Source organism: Modestobacter sp. L9-4 (genome assembly GCF_019112525.1).
Classification (GTDB): domain Bacteria; phylum Actinomycetota; class Actinomycetes; order Mycobacteriales; family Geodermatophilaceae; genus Modestobacter.
Genome location: NZ_CP077800.1, coordinates 1,577,907 through 1,597,303, shown reverse-complemented (window position 1 = coordinate 1,597,303; position 19,397 = coordinate 1,577,907). Strand labels below are relative to the sequence as shown.

Below are 19,397 nucleotides of genomic sequence, written 5' to 3'. Positions count from 1 at the left end.
CGTGAGACCCAGGCCCGGGCGGTCACCTGGCGGTGTAGCTCAGCCTGGTAGAGCAAACGGCTCATAATCGTTGTGTCACCGGTTCAAGTCCGGTCACCGCTACTCCTGACGGACCCCGCCAGCCGGGGTCCGTCGTCGTGTCCGGCCCGGCCGGTCACGTGCACGACCCGAAGCGTCGAGACCTCTCGACCACCGACAAGGCGAGGATGCACCCATGGCAGCCACAGACGTCCGTCCGAAGATCACCCTGGCCTGCCAGGAGTGCAAGAACCGCAACTACATCACCCGCAAGAACCGGCGCAACGACCCCGACCGGATCGAGCTGAAGAAGTACTGCCCGACCGACCGCAAGCACACGGTCCACCGCGAGACGCGCTGACCGCACGGTCGTAGGGGAGAGGGCGGGAGCATGGCGCTGGACGCAGGACTGGTCGGGCGCAGCTACCCGCCCTCTGCCGTGTACGAGGTCGGGCGGGAGAAGATCGCCGAGTTCGCCACCGCGATCGGCGACCCCGACCCGGTCCACCGGGACGCCGCGGCCGCACGCGCCGCCGGCCACCCCGACGTGATCGCCCCACCGACGTTCGCCATCGTGCTGAGCCTGGGGGCGGGCAACGTCGTCGTCGAGGACCCCGAGGTGGGCATCGACTACAGCCGGGTCGTGCACGGTGAGCAGCGGTTCACCCACCACCGCCCCATCCGGGCCGGCGACCGGCTGGTCGCCACCGCCACCATCGACACGGTGCGCACGGTGGCCGGCAACGACATGCTCACCACCCGGGTCGACCTGGCCACCGAGGACGGCGAGCCGGTCTGCACGACCCACTCGATGCTCGTCGCCCGGGGCACGGCATGAGCCCCCGGCCGGTCGACGTCGCCGTCGGCACCGAGCTGCCCGAGCAGGTCTCCCGGGTCACCCGCGCCGACCTGGTCCGCTACGCCGGCGCCTCGGGTGACTTCAACGTCATCCACTGGAACGAGCGCGTCGCCCGCGAGGTGGGCCTGCCCGGCGTCATCGCCCACGGCATGCTCACCGCCGGCATCGCCGCCCGCGCCGTCACCGCGTGGGCGGGCGACCCGGGCGCGGTCGTGGAGTACTCCGTGCGCTTCAGCCGGCCCGTCGTGGTCCCCGACGACGACGAGGGCGCCGAGCTCACCGTGCGCGGCCGGGTCGCGGCCCTGCTCGAGGACGGCCGGGTGCGCGTCGACCTCACGGTGACCAGCGGGGGCGAGAAGGTCCTGTCCCTGGCCCGCGCCGTCGTCGCCCTGGCCTGACCCCACCACGGTGCGCCGGTCCGGGCTGCCGCTGCCCCTGGCCGCCGCGCTGTCCGCCGGAGCCCTGCTGACCGCCGGGTGCACCGGGCCGGCCCCCGTCGCCGCCGCACCCGCCACGACGACGTCGGCAGCCGGTGCGTGCCCGGCCGGCCGGGCCGCCCCCGACCCCGACCGCTCGGTGGTGGACCTGGCGTTCTCCCTGGGCGCGGACCGGCGCACGGTCACCGGCACCGAGACCGTCGTCTTCACCCCCGACCTGCCCACCGGCGAGCTGGTCTTCCGGCTGGTGCCCAACGGGCCCGACACGACCGCGGCGGGCAACCAGCTCACCGTCGACGCGGTGCGCGGCACGGACGTCCGCGCGGGCGGCTACGAGGACGCGGGAGCCGCCGCCCCCGGCGGGCGGTACGTCGTCGCGCTCACCCGCCCACTGGCGGCGGGGGAGGCCACCGAGGTGACCCTGGACTTCACGCTCCGGCTCGGCGGGGGCGGCCTCGAGCGGCTGGGCACCGCCCCGGGGGTCTCCTGGTGGGGCAGTGGTGCGCCGCTGCTGGCCTGGGAGCCGGGTGTGGGCTGGGCGCGCGCCCCCTTCAGCCCGCTCACCGGGGAGACCGCGAGCAGCCCGGTCAGCGACACGACCGTCTCCGTCGAGGCACCGGCCGAGCTGACCGTGCTGATGACCGGCGACCAGGCCGAGCCGACCCGGGACACCGGTGGACGGCGCACCTGGACCTCCCACGAGCCCCTCGCCCGGGACGTGAGCGTGGCGGTGGGGGCCTTCACCACCGCCGAGACCGACGTGGACGGCGTCCGGGTGACCACCGGCGTGCTGCGCGGCTCCGGTCGCGACCCGGCCCGGCTGGCCCGCACCACCACCGCGGCCCTGGAGGCGCTCACCGACCGGTTCGGCCCGTTCCCCTACGCCACGCTGACGGTGCCCTGGCTGCCCGACCTGGGAGGGGGGATCGAGTACCCCTCGTCGGTGCTGCTGGCCAGCGCCGACGACCAGGTGCTGGTGCACGAGGTCGCCCACATGTGGTTCTACGGGATGGTGGGCAACGACCAGTTCCGCGACCCGTGGCTGGACGAGTCCTTCGCCTCCTACGCCGAGTCGGTCACCCGTGACCCACCGCCGGCCCGCGTCGCCCGGGCGCTGGCCGTCTCAGGCGACGTCGGCGGCTCGATGGCCGACTTCCCCGACGACCGGCGGTACGTCGAGGCGGTCTACGCCAAGGGCGCGGCCGCGCTGCTGACCGCCCGTGACCGGGCCGGCGCCGGGGCCTTCGACGCCGCGTTGCGCTGCCTGGTCGACGCCACCGCCTGGACGACCGCCACCCCCGCCGACGTGGCCGCCGCACTGGCCGGCCTGCCCGCGGCGCTGGCCGTCCTGCAGGACGCCGGTGCCCTGGAGGCCGACGACCTCCCGCGCTGATCGGCACCCCCGTCCCGGGGGACGTGCCCGGCCGTGTTCGCCCCACCGGTGGGTGGTCCCGTACACTCGTCGGCTGGGGCCAGTGGGACCCCGCCACCGGCGTGCCCCGGAGGCCTCTCTCGGGGGGCGCGCCGAAGCAGGGGCCACGTCTGACGCGGACCCGGCTTTCCCCTAGGGGTGTAGCTCAATTGGCAGAGCAGCGGTCTCCAAAACCGCAGGCTGCAGGTTCAAGTCCTGTCACCCCTGCCACCGTCCGACCGACCGAAGTGAGCCCGACCGACGTGAGCGAGGCGCTGTGAGCGAGAAGGACGGCGAGCCGAACGAGGAGCGGCCCGACGCCGAGCAGCTCGGCGTCGACCCGCTGGACGCCGAGGCCCCGGGCGTCGACGACGCCGCGGAGCTCGAGGCCGCCGAGGCCGAGCTCGCCGACGAGGCCGAGCACGACGAGGACAAGACGGTCGCCCCGACCCGGCGCCGCGGCCGCACGGCCGCCCGTCCCGCGAACCGCACCGAGGGCGGCGCCACCGCGGCGGGCACCCGCTCCCGCGCCGACGCCGAGCGCGCCCGCGCCGCGGAGCTCCGCCGCAAGCGCAGCCTCGGCCGGTTCCTCCGCGAGGTCGTCGCCGAGCTGCGGAAGGTCATCTGGCCCGGTCGCAAGGAGCTCATCACCTACACGACCGTGGTGATCGTCTTCGTGGCGATCATGGTCGCGCTCGTGGCCGGCCTCGACATCCTCTTCGCCCAGGGCGTGCTCGCCGTCTTCGGCTGACCCGCCTCCGCGACTGCACGACCCACCAGAAGGAAGAGACCCTGTGACCGACCCCCGTGAGCCCTTCGAGACCGACAGCGCCGTCGAGGCCATCGACCTCGACGACGCCCGGTTCGACGTGCGCGGCAGCACCGACCTCGAGACGGGCACCGACGACAGCACCGGGTCCGCCGAGGGGTCCGTCGACACCGCCGACCAGGACACCGACACCGAGGACCTCGACGTCGTCCCCGACGACGAGTCCGGCGTCCGGCAGACCGGTTCCGTCGAGGGTGCGCTCGACGACACGGACCTGACCGCCGACAACCCGATGGGCAACGCGTCCGTGTCCGGCAACGGGAACTCCCGTGGCTCGGTGGACGACGTCCTGGTCGGCGACCCGACGGCCGAGCCGGCGCCCGACCACGACCCGCTGGTCGTCGAGACGCTGGAAGAGGCGGTCGCTGAGGACCAGGACCCGGCGACCGCGCTGCGCGAGACGCTGCGCAGCCAGTTCGGCGACTGGTACGTGATCCACTCCTACGCGGGCTACGAGAACAAGGTGAAGACCAACCTCGAGTCCCGGATCACGTCGCTGGACATGGAGGACTACATCTTCCAGATCGAGGTGCCCACCGAGGAGGTCACCGAGATCAAGAACGGCAAGCGGACCCAGGTCAACCGCAAGAAGCTGCCCGGGTACCTGCTCGTCCGGATGGACCTCAACGACGAGTCGTGGGGCGCGGTGCGCAACACCCCCGGCGTCACCGGCTTCGTCGGCGCGACCTCCAAGCCCTCCCCGCTGAGCATCGACGAGGTCGTCAACCTCCTCGTCACCGCGATCCCGGAGACCTCGGCCGCCGCGACCGAGGCGACGCCCGCCGCGAGCCCGGCCGCCGTCTCCGACTTCGAGGTCGGCGAGTCCGTCACCGTCATGGACGGTCCGTTCGCGACGCTGCCGGCCACCATCAACGAGATCAACCCCGAGCAGCAGAAGCTGCAGGTGCTGGTCTCGATCTTCGGTCGCGAGACCCCCGTCGAGCTGTCCTTCACGCAGGTCTCCAAGATCTGAACAAGGAGCCCCTCGCCCCGTCCCGGGTCAGCCCGGGAAGGGAACCGGCGAGGGGGCCGTTCCACACGTCACCACCGTCACGGAGAAGGAAGTCATGCCCCCCAGGAAGCGGTTGACCGCGGTCATCAAGCTCCAGATCAAGGCCGGCGCGGCCACCCCCGCGCCGCCCGTGGGTCCGGCGCTCGGCCAGCACGGCGTCAACATCATGGAGTTCTGCAAGGCCTACAACGCCGCCACCGAGGCGCAGCGCGGGGACATCGTCCCCGTGGAGATCTCGGTCTTCGAGGACCGGTCCTTCACCTTCATCACCAAGACGCCGCCGGCAGCCCGCATGCTGCTGAAGGCCGCTGGTGTGGAGAAGGGCTCGGGCGAGCCGCACAAGACCAAGGTCGCCACGGTCACCCGTGACCAGGTCCGCGAGATCGCCCAGGTCAAGATGGAGGACCTGAACGCCAACGACCTCGAGCAGGCCGAGAAGATCATCGCCGGCACCGCCCGGTCGATGGGCATCACCGTCAAGTAACGGACCTCGCTGCCCCACGCCACGCTCAGCGCGGCGCGGGACCCCGCAGCAGGGCCGAACAGGCACCACGTGGGAGGGCCTCGCCGGCCCGTTCACCACACGACCCCCCGGTAGCGGGGGAGAGGAGCGCCACCATGGCGAAGCACGGCAAGAACTACCGCAAGGTCGCCGAGCTGGTCGACCAGGACACCCTGTACAGCCCGCTGCAGGCTGCCGGTCTGGCGAAGCAGACCTCGCCCACCAAGTACGACGCGACCGTCGAGGTCGCGATCCGCCTCGGGGTCGACCCGCGCAAGGCCGACCAGATGGTCCGCGGCACGGTCAACCTGCCCCACGGCACCGGCAAGACCGCCCGCGTCATCGTGTTCGCGACCGGTGACAAGGCCGCCGAGGCCACCGCCGCCGGCGCCGACGTCGTGGGTGCCGAGGACCTGATCGAGCGCATCCAGGGCGGCTTCCTGGACTTCGACGCCGCGATCGCGACCCCCGACCAGATGGCCAAGGTCGGCCGCATCGCCCGCATCCTCGGCCCCCGTGGCCTGATGCCGAACCCGAAGACCGGCACGGTGACCCCCGACGTCACCAAGGCCGTCAACGACATCAAGGGCGGGAAGATCAACTTCCGCGTCGACAAGCAGGCCAACCTGCACCTGGTGATCGGCAAGGCCTCCTTCGACGAGACCAAGCTGGTGGAGAACTACGCCGCCGCCCTCGACGAGGTGCTCCGCGCGAAGCCGTCCTCGGCCAAGGGTCGGTACCTCAAGAAGGTCACCGTCTCCACCACCATGGGCCCGGGCATCCCGGTCGACCCGAACCGCACCCGCAACATGACCGTCGACGAGGTCAACGCCTAGAAGGACCTCGCTGCCCCCCACGCCACGCTCCGCGCGGTGCGGGACCCTGCAGCGAGGCCGTCCGAACGGCGCCGTCCCCCTGGGGGCGGCGCCGTTCGGCGTTCCCGGGCCGGTGGCCGCCGGTGTCCGCGGCCGTGTACTCTTGCCGCTGTTCCCCCCAAGACCGCTGGTCGTCGCACGTCCGCGTGCGATCGAAGGTCCGGATCCCGGACGTCCTGCGCAGGTGGACGGCTCGACGAACGCGTCGTGGCACGGGCTCACCGCCCGGTACCGCGGCACGTCCCTCGCCCCGTGCGCCCTGCGCCGGGGCGTTCCTCGTCTCCGGGCCCTGATCGCACGCAGCGCGCGTCGCCGGCGGTCGCCCGACAGACGAGAGGAGGCCCATGCCCACGCAGGCGAAGGCCGCGGTGATCGAGGAGATCACCGAGCGGTTCCAGAACTCCAGTGCGGCCGTGCTCACCGAGTACCGCGGGCTCACCGTCGCGCAGCTGACCCAGCTGCGCGTGTCCCTCGGTGCGGGCAGCAGTTACGCCGTCGTCAAGAACACCCTGACGAAGCGGGCGGCGGACGCGGTCGGTCACTCCGACCTCGCCCCGCTGCTCACCGGCCCCACCGCGATCGCCTTCATCGACGGCGACCCGGTCGAGGCGGCCAAGGCCATCCGCGACTTCGCGAAGGCCAACCCGCTCCTGGTCATCAAGGGCGGCGTGGTCGAGGGCCGCACGGTCGACGCAGCCGAGGTCACCCGCCTCGCCGACGTCGAGTCCCGTGAGGTCCTGCTGGCCAAGCTGGCCGGCGCGATGAAGGGCAACCTGACCAAGGCCGCCGGGCTGTTCCAGGCCCCGCTGTCGCAGGTCGCCCGGCTCGCCGCCGCGCTGCAGGAGAAGAAGGAGGCGGCCGGGGAGACCCTGCCCGCCGCCGACGCCCCTGCTGCCGAGGACGCCCCGACCGACGGCGCCACTGCTGCTGCTGACACCACCCCCGACACGACCGATGCTGCCGCGGACACCGCGGTCAGCACCGACTGAAACCCCCAGGAGAAATCATGGCCAAGCTTTCCACCGACGAGCTCCTCGACGCCTTCAAGGAGATGACGCTCCTGGAGCTGTCTGACTTCGTGAAGGAGTTCGAGACCACCTTCGACGTCACCGCCGCGGCCCCCGTCGCCGTCGCCGCCGCTGGTGGTGGCGGTGCCGCCGCCACCGAGGCCCCCGTCGAGCAGGACGAGTTCGACGTCATCCTCGAGGCTGCCGGCGACAAGAAGATCCAGGTCATCAAGGAGGTGCGCACGCTGACCTCGCTCGGCCTCAAGGAGGCCAAGGACCTGGTCGACAACGCGCCCAAGCCGGTGCTGGAGAAGGTCGCCAAGGACGCTGCCGAGAAGGCCAAGGCCTCCCTCGAGGGCGCCGGCGCCACCGTCACCGTCAAGTGACCCCCCTCCCGGCGGCCTCGGCCGCCGGGGCCCCGGCTCTCGCCGGGTAGCACCACCCGCACACCCGACAGGGGCCGTTCCACTCCGGTGGAGCGGCCCCTGTCCGCGTCCCTGCCCCGGCGGCCCGGCTCCTGCCCCGCGATCCCGCACGTCGGACCGGCCGGTCGCGGGCGACCCGCCGTGACCGGCGACGCGGCCGCACGGCGACCGGCGTGGCGGCTGGCACCCGGACGGTCCGCTGGCATCATCGGTCCCGAGAGCACGTCACGTCCGCCCGTCCGGTCGCCGCAGCGGTGACCCGCTCGTCGTCCTCGCGCCGGCAGCCCCCCGCAGGAGGGGGGTGCCGCAGCCGCCGGAGGCCGACGTGGACAGCGGCGCGCATCAGGGGTAGGGTCTCCTGTTGCGCTGCCCTCTGACTGCCCGCCCCGCCGACACGGGTCGCCAGGGGCCTCCGGCCCGAACGACGTCCCCCGGGACGACGTCCACCCGGTCGCCCCCTCCGACCTCCCCGGCGGTGTACCGGCACAAGCGGTCAGCCCCGCCGATACCGACGACGACCCAGGACGAAAAGCACCCGCCCGCACGTCGTGAGGTCCTTGGAAGGACGCATCTTGGCAGGCTCTCGCCCCACCAGCACCACCACCACCGATTCCAGCACCACCCCGGTCGACGTCCAGGCCGGTCCCCGCACCGGCGGCGCCGACCAGCTCAAGATCCCCGGCGCCCCGCTTCGCGTCTCGTTCGCCAAGATCCACGAGCCCCTCGAGGTGCCGGACCTGCTCGCGCTGCAGACCGCCTCCTTCGAGTGGCTGGTCGGCAGCCCCGCGTGGAAGGCCACGCTGGCGCCCGAGGACCAGGCCGACGCCGTCGGCGGCCTCGCGGAGATCCTCGAGGAGATCTCCCCGATCGAGGACTTCAGCGGTTCCATGTCGCTGTCCTTCTCCAACCCGCGCTTCGAGGACGTCAAGGCGTCCCTCGAGGAGTGCAAGGACAAGGACATGACCTACGCGGCGCCGCTGTTCGTCACCGCCGAGTTCATGAACAACACCACCGGCGAGATCAAGAGCCAGACGGTGTTCATGGGCGACTTCCCGGTCATGACGAGCAAGGGCACGTTCGTCATCAACGGCACCGAGCGCGTCGTCGTCTCCCAGCTGGTCCGCTCGCCGGGCGTCTACTTCGACAAGACCCTGGACAAGACGTCGGACAAGGACGTCTACAGCGCCAAGGTCATCCCCAGCCGCGGTGCGTGGCTGGAGTTCGACGTCGACAAGCGCGACACCGTCGGCGTCCGCATCGACCGCAAGCGCCGCCAGCCGGTCTCCGTCCTGCTGAAGGCCCTCGGCTGGACCGAGGACCGGATCCGCGAGCACTTCCAGTGGTCGCCCACGATGCTGGCCACGCTGGAGAAGGACCACATCGCCGGCCAGGACGAGGCGCTGCTGGACATCTACCGCAAGCTGCGTCCGGGCGAGCCGCCGACGCGTGAGTCCGCGCAGGCGCTGCTGGAGAACCTCTTCTTCAACCCCAAGCGCTACGACCTCGCGAAGGTCGGCCGCTACAAGGTGAACAAGAAGCTCCAGGTGGAGGTCGCCCAGGGCACCTCGACGCTGACCGAGGACGACATCGTCGCCACCATCGAGTACGTGGTCCGCCTGCACGCCGGCGAGCCCGACTTCGACGTCGACGACATCGACCACTTCGGCAACCGCCGGCTGCGCACCGTGGGCGAGCTGATCCAGAACCAGATCCGGGTCGGCCTCTCCCGCATGGAGCGCGTGGTCCGCGAGCGGATGACGACCCAGGACGTCGAGGCAATCACGCCGCAGACCCTGATCAACATCCGGCCGGTCGTCGCCTCCATCAAGGAGTTCTTCGGCACCAGCCAGCTCTCGCAGTTCATGGACCAGACCAACCCGCTCGCGGGCCTGACCCACAAGCGCCGCCTGTCGGCGCTGGGCCCGGGCGGTCTGTCCCGTGAGCGCGCGGGCATGGAGGTCCGCGACGTGCACCCCAGCCACTACGGCCGGATGTGCCCGATCGAGACCCCTGAGGGCCCGAACATCGGCCTGATCGGCTCGCTGTCCTCCTTCGCGCGGGTGAACCCCTTCGGCTTCATCGAGACGCCGTACCGCAAGGTCGAGAACGGCACCGTCACCGACCAGATCGACTACCTCACCGCGGACGAGGAGGACCGGTTCGTCGTCGCCCAGGCCAACTCGCCGCTGGACGCCAACAACCGCTTCGCCGAGGACCTGGTCCTGGTCCGCACCAAGGGCGGCGAGACCACCGACCTCGCGCCGGAGAACGTCGACTACATGGACGTCTCGCCGCGTCAGATGACGTCGGTTGCGACGGCGATGATCCCGTTCCTCGAGCACGACGACGCCAACCGCGCCCTGATGGGCGCGAACATGCAGCGTCAGGCCGTCCCGCTGCTCCGCAGCGAGGCGCCGCTGGTCGGCACCGGCATGGAGCTGCACGCCGCCGTCGACGCCGGTGACGTGGTGGTGGCGGAGAAGGCGGGTGTCGTCGAGGACGCCACCGCCGACTTCATCACCGTCATGGCCGACGACGGGACCCGGCAGACCTACCGGCTGCTGAAGTTCCAGCGCTCGAACCAGGGCACCTCGATCAACCAGAGCCCGGTGGTCGAGGAGGGCCAGCGGGTCGAGGCCGGTCAGGTCGTCGCCGACGGTCCGTGCACCGACGAGGGCGAGATGGCGCTGGGCAAGAACCTGCTCGTCGCCTTCATGCCCTGGGAGGGTCACAACTACGAGGACGCGATCATCCTGTCGCAGCGCCTCGTGCAGGACGACGTCCTGTCCTCGATCCACATCGAGGAGTTCGAGGTCGACGCCCGCGACACCAAGCTGGGCGCCGAGGAGATCACCCGGGACATCCCGAACGTCTCCGAGGAGGTCCTCGCCGACCTCGACGAGCGCGGGATCATCCGCATCGGTGCCGAGGTCGTCCCCGGCGACATCCTCGTCGGCAAGGTCACGCCCAAGGGCGAGACCGAGCTGACCCCCGAGGAGCGGCTGCTGCGGGCGATCTTCGGTGAGAAGGCCCGCGAGGTCCGCGACACCAGCCTCAAGGTCAAGCACGGCGAGTCCGGCAAGGTCATCGGCGTCCGCGTGTTCTCCCGCGAGGACGGCGACGAGCTGCCCGCCGGCGTGAACGAGCTCATCCGGGTCTACGTGGCCCAGATGCGCAAGATCAGCGACGGCGACAAGCTGGCCGGCCGCCACGGCAACAAGGGCGTCATCTCCAAGATCCTCCCGCAGGAGGACATGCCGTTCCTCGAGGACGGCACCCCGGTCGACATCGTGCTCAACCCGCTGGGCGTGCCCGGCCGGATGAACGTCGGCCAGGTCCTGGAGATGCACCTGGGCTGGATCGCCAAGCAGGGCTGGCAGGTCGAGGGCACCCCGGAGTGGGCCGCCAAGATCCCCGGCGCTGCGCGTTCGGCGGCCCCGGGCACCCGTACCGCCACGCCGGTGTTCGACGGCGCCCGCGAGGAGGAGCTCATCGGCCTGCTCGGCTCGACGACCCCCAACCGGGACGGCGAGCGGATGGTCAAGGAGACCGGCAAGGCCCGGCTGTTCGACGGTCGTTCCGGGGAGCCCTACCCCGAGCCGATCGCCGTGGGCTACGTCTACATCCTCAAGCTGCTGCACCTCGTCGACGACAAGATCCACGCTCGCTCCACGGGTCCGTACTCGATGATCACGCAGCAGCCGCTGGGTGGTAAGGCGCAGTTCGGTGGCCAGCGCTTCGGTGAGATGGAGTGCTGGGCGATGCAGGCCTACGGCGCCGCGTACGCGCTGCAGGAGCTGCTCACCATCAAGTCCGACGACATCCTCGGCCGCGTGAAGGTCTACGAGGCCATCGTCAAGGGCGAGAATATCCCCGAGCCGGGCATCCCCGAGTCGTTCAAGGTGTTGCTCAAGGAGCTCCAGTCGCTCTGCCTGAACGTGGAGGTCCTCTCCAGCGACGGCAACGCGATCGAGCTGCGCGACACCGACGACGAGGTCTTCCGGGCCGCGGAGGAGCTGGGCATCGACCTGTCCCGCCGCGAGCCGTCGTCCGTCGAGGACGTCTGATCGGTCGCCGGCCGGCCCCGCACCCCGGGGCCGGCCGGCGTCCCCGACACACAGCATTGATTGCAGTAACTAGCCCCTGAAAGGGGTCACAGAGTGCTCGACGTGAACTTCTTCGACGAACTGCGCATCGGCCTTGCCAGCGGAGACGACATCCGCCAGTGGTCCCACGGCGAGGTGAAGAAGCCCGAGACCATCAACTACCGCACCCTCCGCCCGGAGAAGGACGGTCTCTTCTGCGAGAAGATCTTCGGTCCCACCCGGGACTGGGAGTGCTACTGCGGGAAGTACAAGCGCGTCCGCTTCAAGGGCATCATCTGCGAGCGCTGCGGCGTCGAGGTCACCCGCGCCAAGGTGCGTCGTGAGCGGATGGGCCACATCGAGCTGGCCGCGCCGGTCACCCACATCTGGTTCTTCAAGGGCGTGCCCTCCCGTCTGGGCTACCTGCTGGACCTGGCGCCCAAGGACCTCGAGAAGATCATCTACTTCGCGGCCTACATGATCACCTCCGTCGACGACGAGGCGCGTCACCGCGACCTGCCGACCGTCGAGGCCGAGATCAGCGCGGAGAAGTCCAACCTCGAGGGTCGCCGGGACGCCGACGTGGAGGCCCGCCAGCAGAAGCTGGAGGCCGACCTCGCCGAGCTGGAGGCCGAGGGCGCCAAGTCCGACGTGCGCCGCAAGGTGCGCGAGGGCGGCGAGCGCGAGATGCGCCAGCTGCGCGACCGGGCCCAGCGGGAGATCGACCGCCTCGACGAGGTGATGGACACCTTCCGCAAGCTGGAGGTCAAGCAGCTCATCGCCGACGAGGGCCTCTACCGCGAGCTGCGCGACCGCTTCGGTGAGTACTTCGAGGGCGGCATGGGTGCCGCGGCGCTGCAGAAGCTGCTCGCCGGCTTCGACCTCGACGCCGAGGCCGTCTCGCTGCGCGAGACCATCCGCAGCGGCAAGGGCCAGCGCAAGCTGCGCGCGCTCAAGCGGCTCAAGGTCGTGGCTGCGTTCCAGCAGACGGCCAACTCGCCCATGGGCATGGTGCTCGACTGCGTCCCGGTCATCCCGCCGGACCTGCGCCCGATGGTGCAGCTCGACGGTGGCCGCTTCGCCACCAGCGACATGAACGACCTGTACCGCCGGGTGATCAACCGCAACAACCGGCTCAAGCGCCTGCTCGACCTGGGCGCCCCGGAGATCATCGTCAACAACGAGAAGCGGATGCTCCAGGAGTCCGTGGACGCGCTGTTCGACAACGGTCGTCGCGGCCGCCCGGTCACCGGTCCCGGCAACCGCCCGCTGAAGTCCCTGAGCGACCTGCTCAAGGGCAAGCAGGGCCGGTTCCGCCAGAACCTGCTGGGCAAGCGCGTCGACTACTCCGGCCGTTCGGTCATCGTCGTCGGCCCGCAGCTGAAGCTGCACCAGTGCGGTCTGCCCAAGCAGATGGCGCTGGAGCTGTTCAAGCCCTTCGTCATGAAGCGGCTGGTCGACCTCAACCACGCGCAGAACATCAAGTCCGCCAAGCGGATGGTGGAGCGCGCGCGGCCGGTCGTCTGGGACGTGCTCGAGGAGGTCATCACCGAGCACCCGGTGCTGCTGAACCGTGCACCCACGCTGCACCGTCTGGGCATCCAGGCCTTCGAGCCCCAGCTGGTCGAGGGCAAGGCCATCCAGATCCACCCGCTGGTCTGCACCGCGTTCAACGCGGACTTCGACGGTGACCAGATGGCGGTGCACCTGCCGCTGTCGGCCGAGGCGCAGGCCGAGGCCCGCATCCTCATGCTGTCGAGCAACAACATCCTGAGCCCGGCCGACGGTCGCCCGATCACCGCGCCGACCCAGGACATGGTGCTGGGCATCTACCACCTGACGACCCTCGCGGCGTCGGTGGACGTCCCCGAGGGCGAGCGGGCCCGGGCCTACTCCACGACCGCCGAGGCGATCATGGCGTTCGACCAGGGCACCCTGGGTCTGCAGGAGCGGGTCACGATCCGTCTCTCGGAGGTCTTCGGCGTCGACAACGGGCCGAACGACCCGTGGGAGGCCCCCGAGGGCTGGGAGCCCGGCACGCCGGCGCTCATCTCCACCAGCCTGGGCCGGGTCCTGTTCAACGAGGCCCTGCCGGAGGACTACCCCTTCGTCAACTACCAGGTGCCCAAGAAGGCCCTCGGCGCGATCGTCAACGACCTCGCCGAGCGCTACCCCAAGGTTCAGGTGGCGGCGACGCTGGACGCCCTCAAGGCAGCCGGCTTCCGCTGGGCGACCCGCTCGGGCGTCACGATCGCCATCGACGACGTGGTGACCCCGCCGGTCAAGGCGCAGATCCTCGAGCGCCACGAGGGCGAGGCCCGCAAGATCGAGCGCCAGTACGAGCGCGGCGTCATCACCGACGCCGAGCGTCGTTCGGAGCTCATCGAGATCTGGACCCGTGCGCGGGCCGAGGTCAGCCAGGCGATGGTCGACAACTTCCCGACCACCAACCCGGTGTGGGTCATGGTCAACTCCGGCGCCCGCGGCAACATGATGCAGATCAGCCAGATCGCCGGCATGCGTGGCCTGGTGGCCAACCCGAAGGGCGAGATCATCCCGCGGCCGATCAAGGCCAACTTCCGGGAGGGTCTGTCCGTGCTGGAGTACTTCATCTCCACGCACGGTGCCCGCAAGGGCCTGGCGGACACCGCGCTGCGGACCGCCGACTCCGGGTACCTCACCCGCCGGCTGGTCGACGTCTCGCAGGACGTCATCATCCGCGAGGAGGACTGCGGCACCGAGCGCGGCGTGATCATGCCGATCGGCACGGTCGTCGACGGCAAGGTCGTCCGTGACGCCCACGTGGAGACCAGCGTGTACGCCCGTGCGCTGGCCGCCGACGTGGTCGCCGAGGACGGCACGCTCATCGCCCCGGCCAACGCCGACCTGGGTGACGTGCTCATCGCCCAGCTGGTCGACGCCGGTGTGGCCGAGGTCAAGGTCCGCTGCGTGCTCACCTGTGAGTCGCTGCTCGGCACCTGCGCCACCTGCTACGGCCGGTCGCTGGCGTCGGGTCACCTGGTGGACGTCGGTGAGGCGGTCGGCATCATCGCGGCCCAGTCGATCGGCGAGCCCGGCACCCAGCTGACGATGCGCACCTTCCACACCGGTGGTGTGGCCGGTGCCGACATCACGCACGGTCTGCCGCGTGTGGTGGAGCTCTTCGAGGCCCGCGTCCCCAAGGGCAAGGCCCCGATCGCCGAGCTGGCCGGCACGGTCCGGATCGAGGACGGCGAGCAGTTTCGCAAGCTCACCATCACCCCGGACGACGGCTCCGACGAGGTCGTCTACGAGAAGATGTCGCGCCGTTCGCGGCTCCGCGTCGAGGACGGCGGTCACGTCGAGGTCGGCGAGCAGCTGACCGAGGGTGCTGTCGACCCGCACGAGGTGCTGCGGATCATGGGCCCGCGCGAGGTGCAGCTGCACCTCGTCCGCGAGGTCCAGGAGGTCTACCGCAGCCAGGGCGTGTCGATCCACGACAAGCACATCGAGGTGATCATCCGCCAGATGCTGAAGCGGGTGACCATCATCGACTCGGGTGCGACGGAGTTCCTGCCCGGTGCGCTGGTCGAGCGGACCCTCTTCGAGACCGAGAACCGTCGGGTCGTGTCCGAGGGCAACGAGCCGGCCTCGGCCCGCCCGGTGCTGATGGGGATCACCAAGGCGTCGCTGGCGACGGAGTCGTGGCTGTCGGCCGCCTCCTTCCAGGAGACGACCAAGGTGCTCACCGACGCCGCGATCCAGGGCAAGAGCGACAGCCTGCTCGGGCTCAAGGAGAACGTGATCATCGGCAAGCTGATCCCGGCCGGTACCGGGATCAGCCGCTACCGCAACATCACGGTCGAGCCGACCGAGGAGGCGCGCGCCGCGGTCTACACCATGGCCGGCTACGACGACGGGCAGTACTACAGCCCCGACGTCTTCGGTCAGGGCACGGGCGAGGCAGTCCGGCTCGAGGAGTACGACTGGCGCTGATGCGCTGAGTGAGTGACAGAAGGGCCTCGTCGACCTCGGTCGGCGGGGCCCTTCTGCGTGTGCTGCGGCGTCACGTGACGCAACCGCACCGGTGTCCGCGGGTGGCGGCGGGTCAGCCCGCCAGGCGGCGCATGGTCTCGACGGTGCGCAGGCGGCCTGCCCGGCTGTCGTCGAGTGGCTGGAGCACCAGCGTGGTCACCCCGGCCTCGGCGAAGGCGGCGAGGCGCTCGGCGACGTGGGACTCCGGGCCGATGAGCGACGTCGCCCGCACCAGCTCCTCCGGCACGGCGGCGGCCGCCTCCGCCGTCCGTCCGGCCAGGTAGAGGTCCTGGATGGTCTCCGCCTCGGCGTCATAGCCGTAGCGGCGGGCCAGGTCGTTGTAGAAGTTGCGGCCCTTGGCGCCCATGCCGCCGACGTAGAGCGCGATCCCGGGGCGCACCGCGTCGACGAGGTGGTCGACGTCCTCGCCCACGGCCACCGGGACCCCGACGACGACGTCGAGGTCGCCGAGCGCCGGGTCACGCCGGGCCCGTCCGGCCGCCAGTGCGGCGCCCCAGACGTCGGCCGCGCGCTCGGGGTGGAAGAGGATCGGTTCCCAGCCCTCGGCGATCTCCGCGGCCAGCTCGACGTTCTTCGGGCCCAGGGCCGCCAGCAGCACCGGCACGCGCTCGCGCACGGGGGTGTTGATCAGCTTCAGCGGCTTGCCCAGTCCGGTGCCCTGGTCGGCCGGGAGGGGCACGGTGTACTTCGGGCCCTGGTGGACCAGGCGCTCGCGCCGCCACACCTGGCGGCAGATCTCGACGATCTCGCGGGTGCGCTGCAGCGGTGCGTCGTACGGGAGACCGTGCCAGCCCTCGACCACCTGGGGACCCGAGGCGCCGAGCCCCAGCGTGAAACGGCCGCCGGAGACGTGGTCCAGGCCGGCGGCGGTCATCGCCATCAGGGCCGGGGTCCGGCTGTAGATCGGCAGGATGCCGCTCATCAGCTCCACGCGGTCGGTCACCGCGGCCAGGTAGCCCAGCTGGCTCACCGCGTCGAACGTGTAGACCTCCGCGACGCTGACGACGTCGAGCCCGGCGGACTCGAGGTCGCGGACCTCCTCCGCCGTCTGGCTGAAGTCCCCGGCGTAGCTGGCCTGGATCCCGATCCGCATGGCCGGACGCTACCGGGCACGCGGCCCCGGCACCGGCCCGGCGGCGGGGGACAGGACCGCCCTAGAGGGCGCGGACGGTGCCCACGACGTGGGTGACGACGCGGACGCCGTCGACGTCCCGCGGGACCCGGCCGTCGGTGTCGGCCCGGGTCAGGTCGACCCGGACCACGTAGTCGGCGTCCTGACGGGCCAGCCCGACGCCGGCGACACCGGGGTCACCGGCGAAGCGGGCGGCCAGGGTGCTCTTGGCGGCCCGGGCGGAGGCGCGGTCGGTCATGCACCCATGGTGCCCCCGTCCCGGCCCGCTGCCCAGGCCTCCCGTCGCGCGGCCTCCCCGTCCGGGGTGTGTCCGCCGTCAGCCGGCGACCCAGTCCACCCCCAGGCGCTGCAGCACGGTCGCCAGCGGGTTGGCGAAGGTGACACCGCCCCCGGCGCTGCCGCCCACCGCCGAGCCCGCGAACAGCAGTCCCAGCGGCGCGCGGTCGCGGCTGCGCCAGATGACCGAGCCGCTGTCCCCGCCGGCGCTGAAGCCACCGGTGAGCCCCTCCACCTCCACCTGGTCGTCGAAGGTGTGCACCCCGTCGTCGTACTGCACGCCGACCCCGTCGACCTCCACGGCGGTGATGCGCCCGCGCGTGTGCCCGGTGGTGCGACCGACCTTCTCGACGACCTCGTCGGGGTCGACCTCCTCGGGTGCGGTCACCCGGGCCAGCAGGGCGCCGCCGGGGTAGGCGGTGGGATCGGCGGCCACGCCGGCGTCCAGCGTGGCGACGGCCGCGTCGACCAAGTTGCCGGGCTCGTCGCTGAAGGGCAGGAAGCCCGCGAGCGTCCCCACCCGGTCGCCCGGCCGGCCACCGTCGGCCACCCCGGGCTGCAGGACCGGGTCGCCGAGGTCGCCGGCGCCGCTGTCGGCCAGCACGTGGCTGTTGCTGAGCACCAGCAGCCCGTCGGTGCCCGGACGCCGGACGAAGCCGCCCAGGGTGCCGGCGGTGACGTCCCGGTGGCTGACCGACTGCCCCGGCCGCAGCGGCCGTTCCCGTCGCTGCAGCGCCGCGGGCGAGAACGAATCGGGGGAGGAGAGCAGCCGCACCGGGCCGATGACCCGGACGTCGACCTCCTCGCGGGCCGCCTCGTCCAGCCCGGCGAGGACGACGTCGGCGTCCCGCTGGTCGATCAGCCGGATCGCCAGGTGCACCTGGTCGGGGCCCACCGGGCGCAGGCCGAGGGCGACGCCGCTCCAGCGCGTCGCGCCCCCGAGGGAGCTGGCGACCACCTCGCCGGGCAGCACGCCGCTGAGGCGCTGGGACAGCCGTGCCTTGAGTTCGCGGGCGGAGTCGGGGAGCACGGGTACCTCCGGGCAGCAGCGGTCGGTGAGCAGTTCGCGACCGACGGTAGGACCGGGTACCGACAACAGCGATGCGGCGGGTGTCGGCGGCGACCTCCCGTCCCGGTCGGGCGACGGGTCGTACGGTCGACCGCGAGACCTCCGCCCACCCGGGAACAGGTCGGCACCGGTCGCCGTTGACACCCAGCGAGCCGACGACCTCGGTGCACCGACCACAAGTCGACCCGGCTTTGACCGGGCCGAGGGGGCCGGGTACTGTGGTCAGCTGTGCCCAGGATGACTGGGCCTGCTCCCGTTCGTCGTGCACCTGAGCGTCCGTCGGTCCCCGGATCGACAGAGCGCCGGGGGCCACCTCCCGTCTGACGACGGGCCGCCGCGAGGCGGGGTGGCCGGTGCCGGGCGAGGAGTGCGGAGTCCGGTCGAGTCAGTCGCCCGGGTCCCGGGACGGGCGACACGCCCGACCGCGGGGGCCGGAGGACGGGTCAGCCGGCCCGAGGGCCGGGGCGACCGGGCACGCATGAGCACGCACCACATCCACAGCACGACCCAGCGCAGGTAGGAGATCCAGGCCACCCATGCCCACGATCAACCAGCTGGTCCGCAAGGGCCGCGAGGACAAGGTCGAGAAGACCAAGACCCCGGCGTTGAAGAGCTCTCCTCAACGCCGCGGGGTGTGCACCCGCGTGTACACGACGACGCCGAAGAAGCCGAACTCGGCGCTGCGCAAGGTCGCTCGTGTCCGGCTCACCAGTGGTGTCGAGGTGACCGCCTACATCCCGGGCGTCGGCCACAACCTGCAGGAGCACTCGATGGTGCTCGTGCGCGGCGGCCGTGTGAAGGACCTCCCCGGCGTTCGCTACAAGATCATCCGCGGCTCGCTGGACACCCAGGGCGTCCGTGGCCGCAAGCAGGCGCGCAGCAAGTACGGCGCGAAGAAGGAGAAGAGCTAATGCCTCGCAAGGGCCCCGCGCCGAAGCGTCCGCTGGTCATCGACCCGGTCTTCCAGTCCCAGCTGGTCACCCAGCTGGTGAACAAGGTGCTCGTCGACGGCAAGCGCTCGATCGCCGAGGCGATCGTCTACGGCGCCCTCGAGGGCGTCCGCGCCAAGGCCGACACCGACCCGGTCGTCGTGCTCAAGCGCGCGCTGGACAACGTGAAGCCCGCCCTGGAGGTCCGCAGCCGCCGTGTCGGTGGCGCCACCTACCAGGTGCCGATCGAGGTCCGTCCCTCCCGCAGCACCACGCTCGGCCTGCGCTGGCTCATCCAGTACAGCCGCGCCCGCCGCGAGAAGACGATGACCGAGCGCCTCATGAACGAGCTCCTGGACGCCAGCAACGGCCTCGGTGCCGCCGTGAAGCGTCGCGAGGACACCCACAAGATGGCCGAGTCGAACAAGGCCTTCGCGCACTACCGCTGGTGACGACAGTCCATCAGCAGCCGCTGCCCGCGGTGAACCCGGGCGAC

At 71.4% G+C, this 19,397-nt stretch carries 16 protein-coding genes, 2 tRNA genes and 1 pseudogene; 16 read left to right on the top strand and 3 right to left on the bottom strand.

Going from position 1 to position 19,397, the window contains the following annotated elements:
- Positions 1-28: 28 nt before the first annotated feature.
- The 14 genes and pseudogenes from KUM42_RS07450 (at position 29) to KUM42_RS07385 (ending at position 15,435) form a co-directional block, all read left to right on the top strand.
- Positions 29-102: transfer RNA gene (locus KUM42_RS07450), tRNA-Met, on the top strand.
- A gap of 112 nt (positions 103-214) precedes the next feature.
- Positions 215-379 (top strand): 50S ribosomal protein L33, encoded by a 165-nt coding sequence (gene rpmG, locus KUM42_RS07445; RefSeq protein ID WP_014742879.1) that lies wholly within the window; start codon positions 215-217, stop codon positions 377-379.
- Between the two features lie 30 nt (positions 380-409).
- Positions 410-856 carry a MaoC family dehydratase N-terminal domain-containing protein gene (locus KUM42_RS07440; protein WP_237496134.1) on the top strand — a complete coding sequence of 149 codons (447 nt, stop codon included), beginning with the start codon at positions 410-412 and terminating at the stop codon, positions 854-856.
- Positions 853-1,275: a MaoC family dehydratase gene (locus KUM42_RS07435; protein ID WP_237496133.1), complete on the top strand. Its 423-nt coding sequence runs from the start codon at positions 853-855 to the stop codon at positions 1,273-1,275. The genes KUM42_RS07440 and KUM42_RS07435 overlap by 4 nt, the downstream gene beginning before the upstream one ends.
- 10 nt (positions 1,276-1,285) lie before the next feature.
- Positions 1,286-2,707, top strand: coding sequence for a M1 family aminopeptidase (locus KUM42_RS07430; RefSeq protein WP_237496132.1), 1,422 nt, complete (start codon positions 1,286-1,288; stop codon positions 2,705-2,707).
- 173 nt (positions 2,708-2,880) lie between these two features.
- Positions 2,881-2,956, top strand: a tRNA-Trp gene (locus KUM42_RS07425).
- A gap of 46 nt (positions 2,957-3,002) precedes the next feature.
- Positions 3,003-3,476: a preprotein translocase subunit SecE gene (gene secE, locus KUM42_RS07420; protein ID WP_237496131.1), complete on the top strand. Its 474-nt coding sequence runs from the start codon at positions 3,003-3,005 to the stop codon at positions 3,474-3,476.
- 43 nt (positions 3,477-3,519) lie between these two features.
- Positions 3,520-4,527: a transcription termination/antitermination protein NusG gene (gene nusG / locus KUM42_RS07415; RefSeq protein ID WP_237496130.1), complete on the top strand. Its 1,008-nt coding sequence runs from the start codon at positions 3,520-3,522 to the stop codon at positions 4,525-4,527.
- A gap of 94 nt (positions 4,528-4,621) precedes the next feature.
- Positions 4,622-5,050: a 50S ribosomal protein L11 gene (rplK, locus tag KUM42_RS07410; RefSeq protein WP_237496129.1), complete on the top strand. Its 429-nt coding sequence runs from the start codon at positions 4,622-4,624 to the stop codon at positions 5,048-5,050.
- A 134-nt stretch (positions 5,051-5,184) separates the two neighbouring features.
- The gene (gene rplA, locus KUM42_RS07405; RefSeq protein WP_237496128.1) at positions 5,185-5,904 is read left to right on the top strand and encodes a 50S ribosomal protein L1; all 720 of its coding nucleotides are present in this window, start codon (positions 5,185-5,187) and stop codon (positions 5,902-5,904) included.
- Positions 5,905-6,287: 383 nt separating this feature from the next.
- Positions 6,288-6,806 (top strand): annotated as a pseudogene (gene rplJ / locus KUM42_RS07400) (50S ribosomal protein L10); the annotation flags it as partial.
- 143 nt (positions 6,807-6,949) lie between these two features.
- Positions 6,950-7,336: a 50S ribosomal protein L7/L12 gene (gene rplL / locus KUM42_RS07395; protein WP_237496127.1), complete on the top strand. Its 387-nt coding sequence runs from the start codon at positions 6,950-6,952 to the stop codon at positions 7,334-7,336.
- A gap of 713 nt (positions 7,337-8,049) precedes the next feature.
- Complete coding sequence (rpoB, locus tag KUM42_RS07390; protein WP_370629356.1) at positions 8,050-11,442, top strand: DNA-directed RNA polymerase subunit beta; 3,393 nt, start codon at positions 8,050-8,052, stop codon at positions 11,440-11,442.
- 93 nt (positions 11,443-11,535) lie between these two features.
- Complete coding sequence (locus tag KUM42_RS07385) at positions 11,536-15,435, top strand: DNA-directed RNA polymerase subunit beta' (RefSeq protein ID WP_237496125.1); 3,900 nt, start codon at positions 11,536-11,538, stop codon at positions 15,433-15,435.
- 112 nt (positions 15,436-15,547) lie between these two features.
- Here the strand turns inward: KUM42_RS07385 and KUM42_RS07380 are convergent, their stop codons facing one another.
- The 3 genes from KUM42_RS07380 to KUM42_RS07370 form a co-directional block, all read right to left on the bottom strand.
- Positions 15,548-16,588 (bottom strand): LLM class F420-dependent oxidoreductase, encoded by a 1,041-nt coding sequence (locus tag KUM42_RS07380; protein WP_237496124.1) that lies wholly within the window; start codon positions 16,586-16,588, stop codon positions 15,548-15,550.
- A 61-nt stretch (positions 16,589-16,649) separates the two neighbouring features.
- A complete protein-coding gene (locus KUM42_RS07375; protein ID WP_237496123.1) occupies positions 16,650-16,865 on the bottom strand; it encodes a hypothetical protein in 216 nt (71 codons plus the stop codon).
- A 78-nt stretch (positions 16,866-16,943) separates the two neighbouring features.
- Entirely contained in the window at positions 16,944-17,933 is a 990-nt protein-coding gene (locus tag KUM42_RS07370; RefSeq protein WP_237496122.1) for a S1 family peptidase, read from the bottom strand.
- A 575-nt stretch (positions 17,934-18,508) separates the two neighbouring features.
- Here KUM42_RS07370 and rpsL point away from each other — a divergent pair.
- Together rpsL and rpsG are read left to right on the top strand one after the other, a co-directional pair.
- Complete coding sequence (gene rpsL / locus KUM42_RS07365; protein ID WP_163612608.1) at positions 18,509-18,883, top strand: 30S ribosomal protein S12; 375 nt, start codon at positions 18,509-18,511, stop codon at positions 18,881-18,883.
- Positions 18,883-19,353, top strand: coding sequence for a 30S ribosomal protein S7 (gene rpsG / locus KUM42_RS07360; RefSeq protein ID WP_163612609.1), 471 nt, complete (start codon positions 18,883-18,885; stop codon positions 19,351-19,353). Before rpsL ends, rpsG begins: the two co-directional genes overlap by 1 nt.
- The last annotated feature ends 44 nt before the right edge of the window (positions 19,354-19,397 follow it).

Coding starts and splice junctions, on each gene's coding strand:
- rpmG (WP_014742879.1), top strand. CDS start 215: ATGGCAGCCACAGACGTCCGTCCGAAGATCACCCTGGCCTGCCAGGAG.
- KUM42_RS07440 (WP_237496134.1), top strand. CDS start 410: ATGGCGCTGGACGCAGGACTGGTCGGGCGCAGCTACCCGCCCTCTGCC.
- KUM42_RS07435 (WP_237496133.1), top strand. CDS start 853: ATGAGCCCCCGGCCGGTCGACGTCGCCGTCGGCACCGAGCTGCCCGAG.
- rplK (WP_237496129.1), top strand. CDS start 4,622: ATGCCCCCCAGGAAGCGGTTGACCGCGGTCATCAAGCTCCAGATCAAG.
- rplA (WP_237496128.1), top strand. CDS start 5,185: ATGGCGAAGCACGGCAAGAACTACCGCAAGGTCGCCGAGCTGGTCGAC.
- rplL (WP_237496127.1), top strand. CDS start 6,950: ATGGCCAAGCTTTCCACCGACGAGCTCCTCGACGCCTTCAAGGAGATG.
- KUM42_RS07380 (WP_237496124.1), bottom strand. CDS start 16,588: ATGCGGATCGGGATCCAGGCCAGCTACGCCGGGGACTTCAGCCAGACG.
- KUM42_RS07375 (WP_237496123.1), bottom strand. CDS start 16,865: ATGACCGACCGCGCCTCCGCCCGGGCCGCCAAGAGCACCCTGGCCGCC.
- rpsL (WP_163612608.1), top strand. CDS start 18,509: ATGCCCACGATCAACCAGCTGGTCCGCAAGGGCCGCGAGGACAAGGTC.
- rpsG (WP_163612609.1), top strand. CDS start 18,883: ATGCCTCGCAAGGGCCCCGCGCCGAAGCGTCCGCTGGTCATCGACCCG.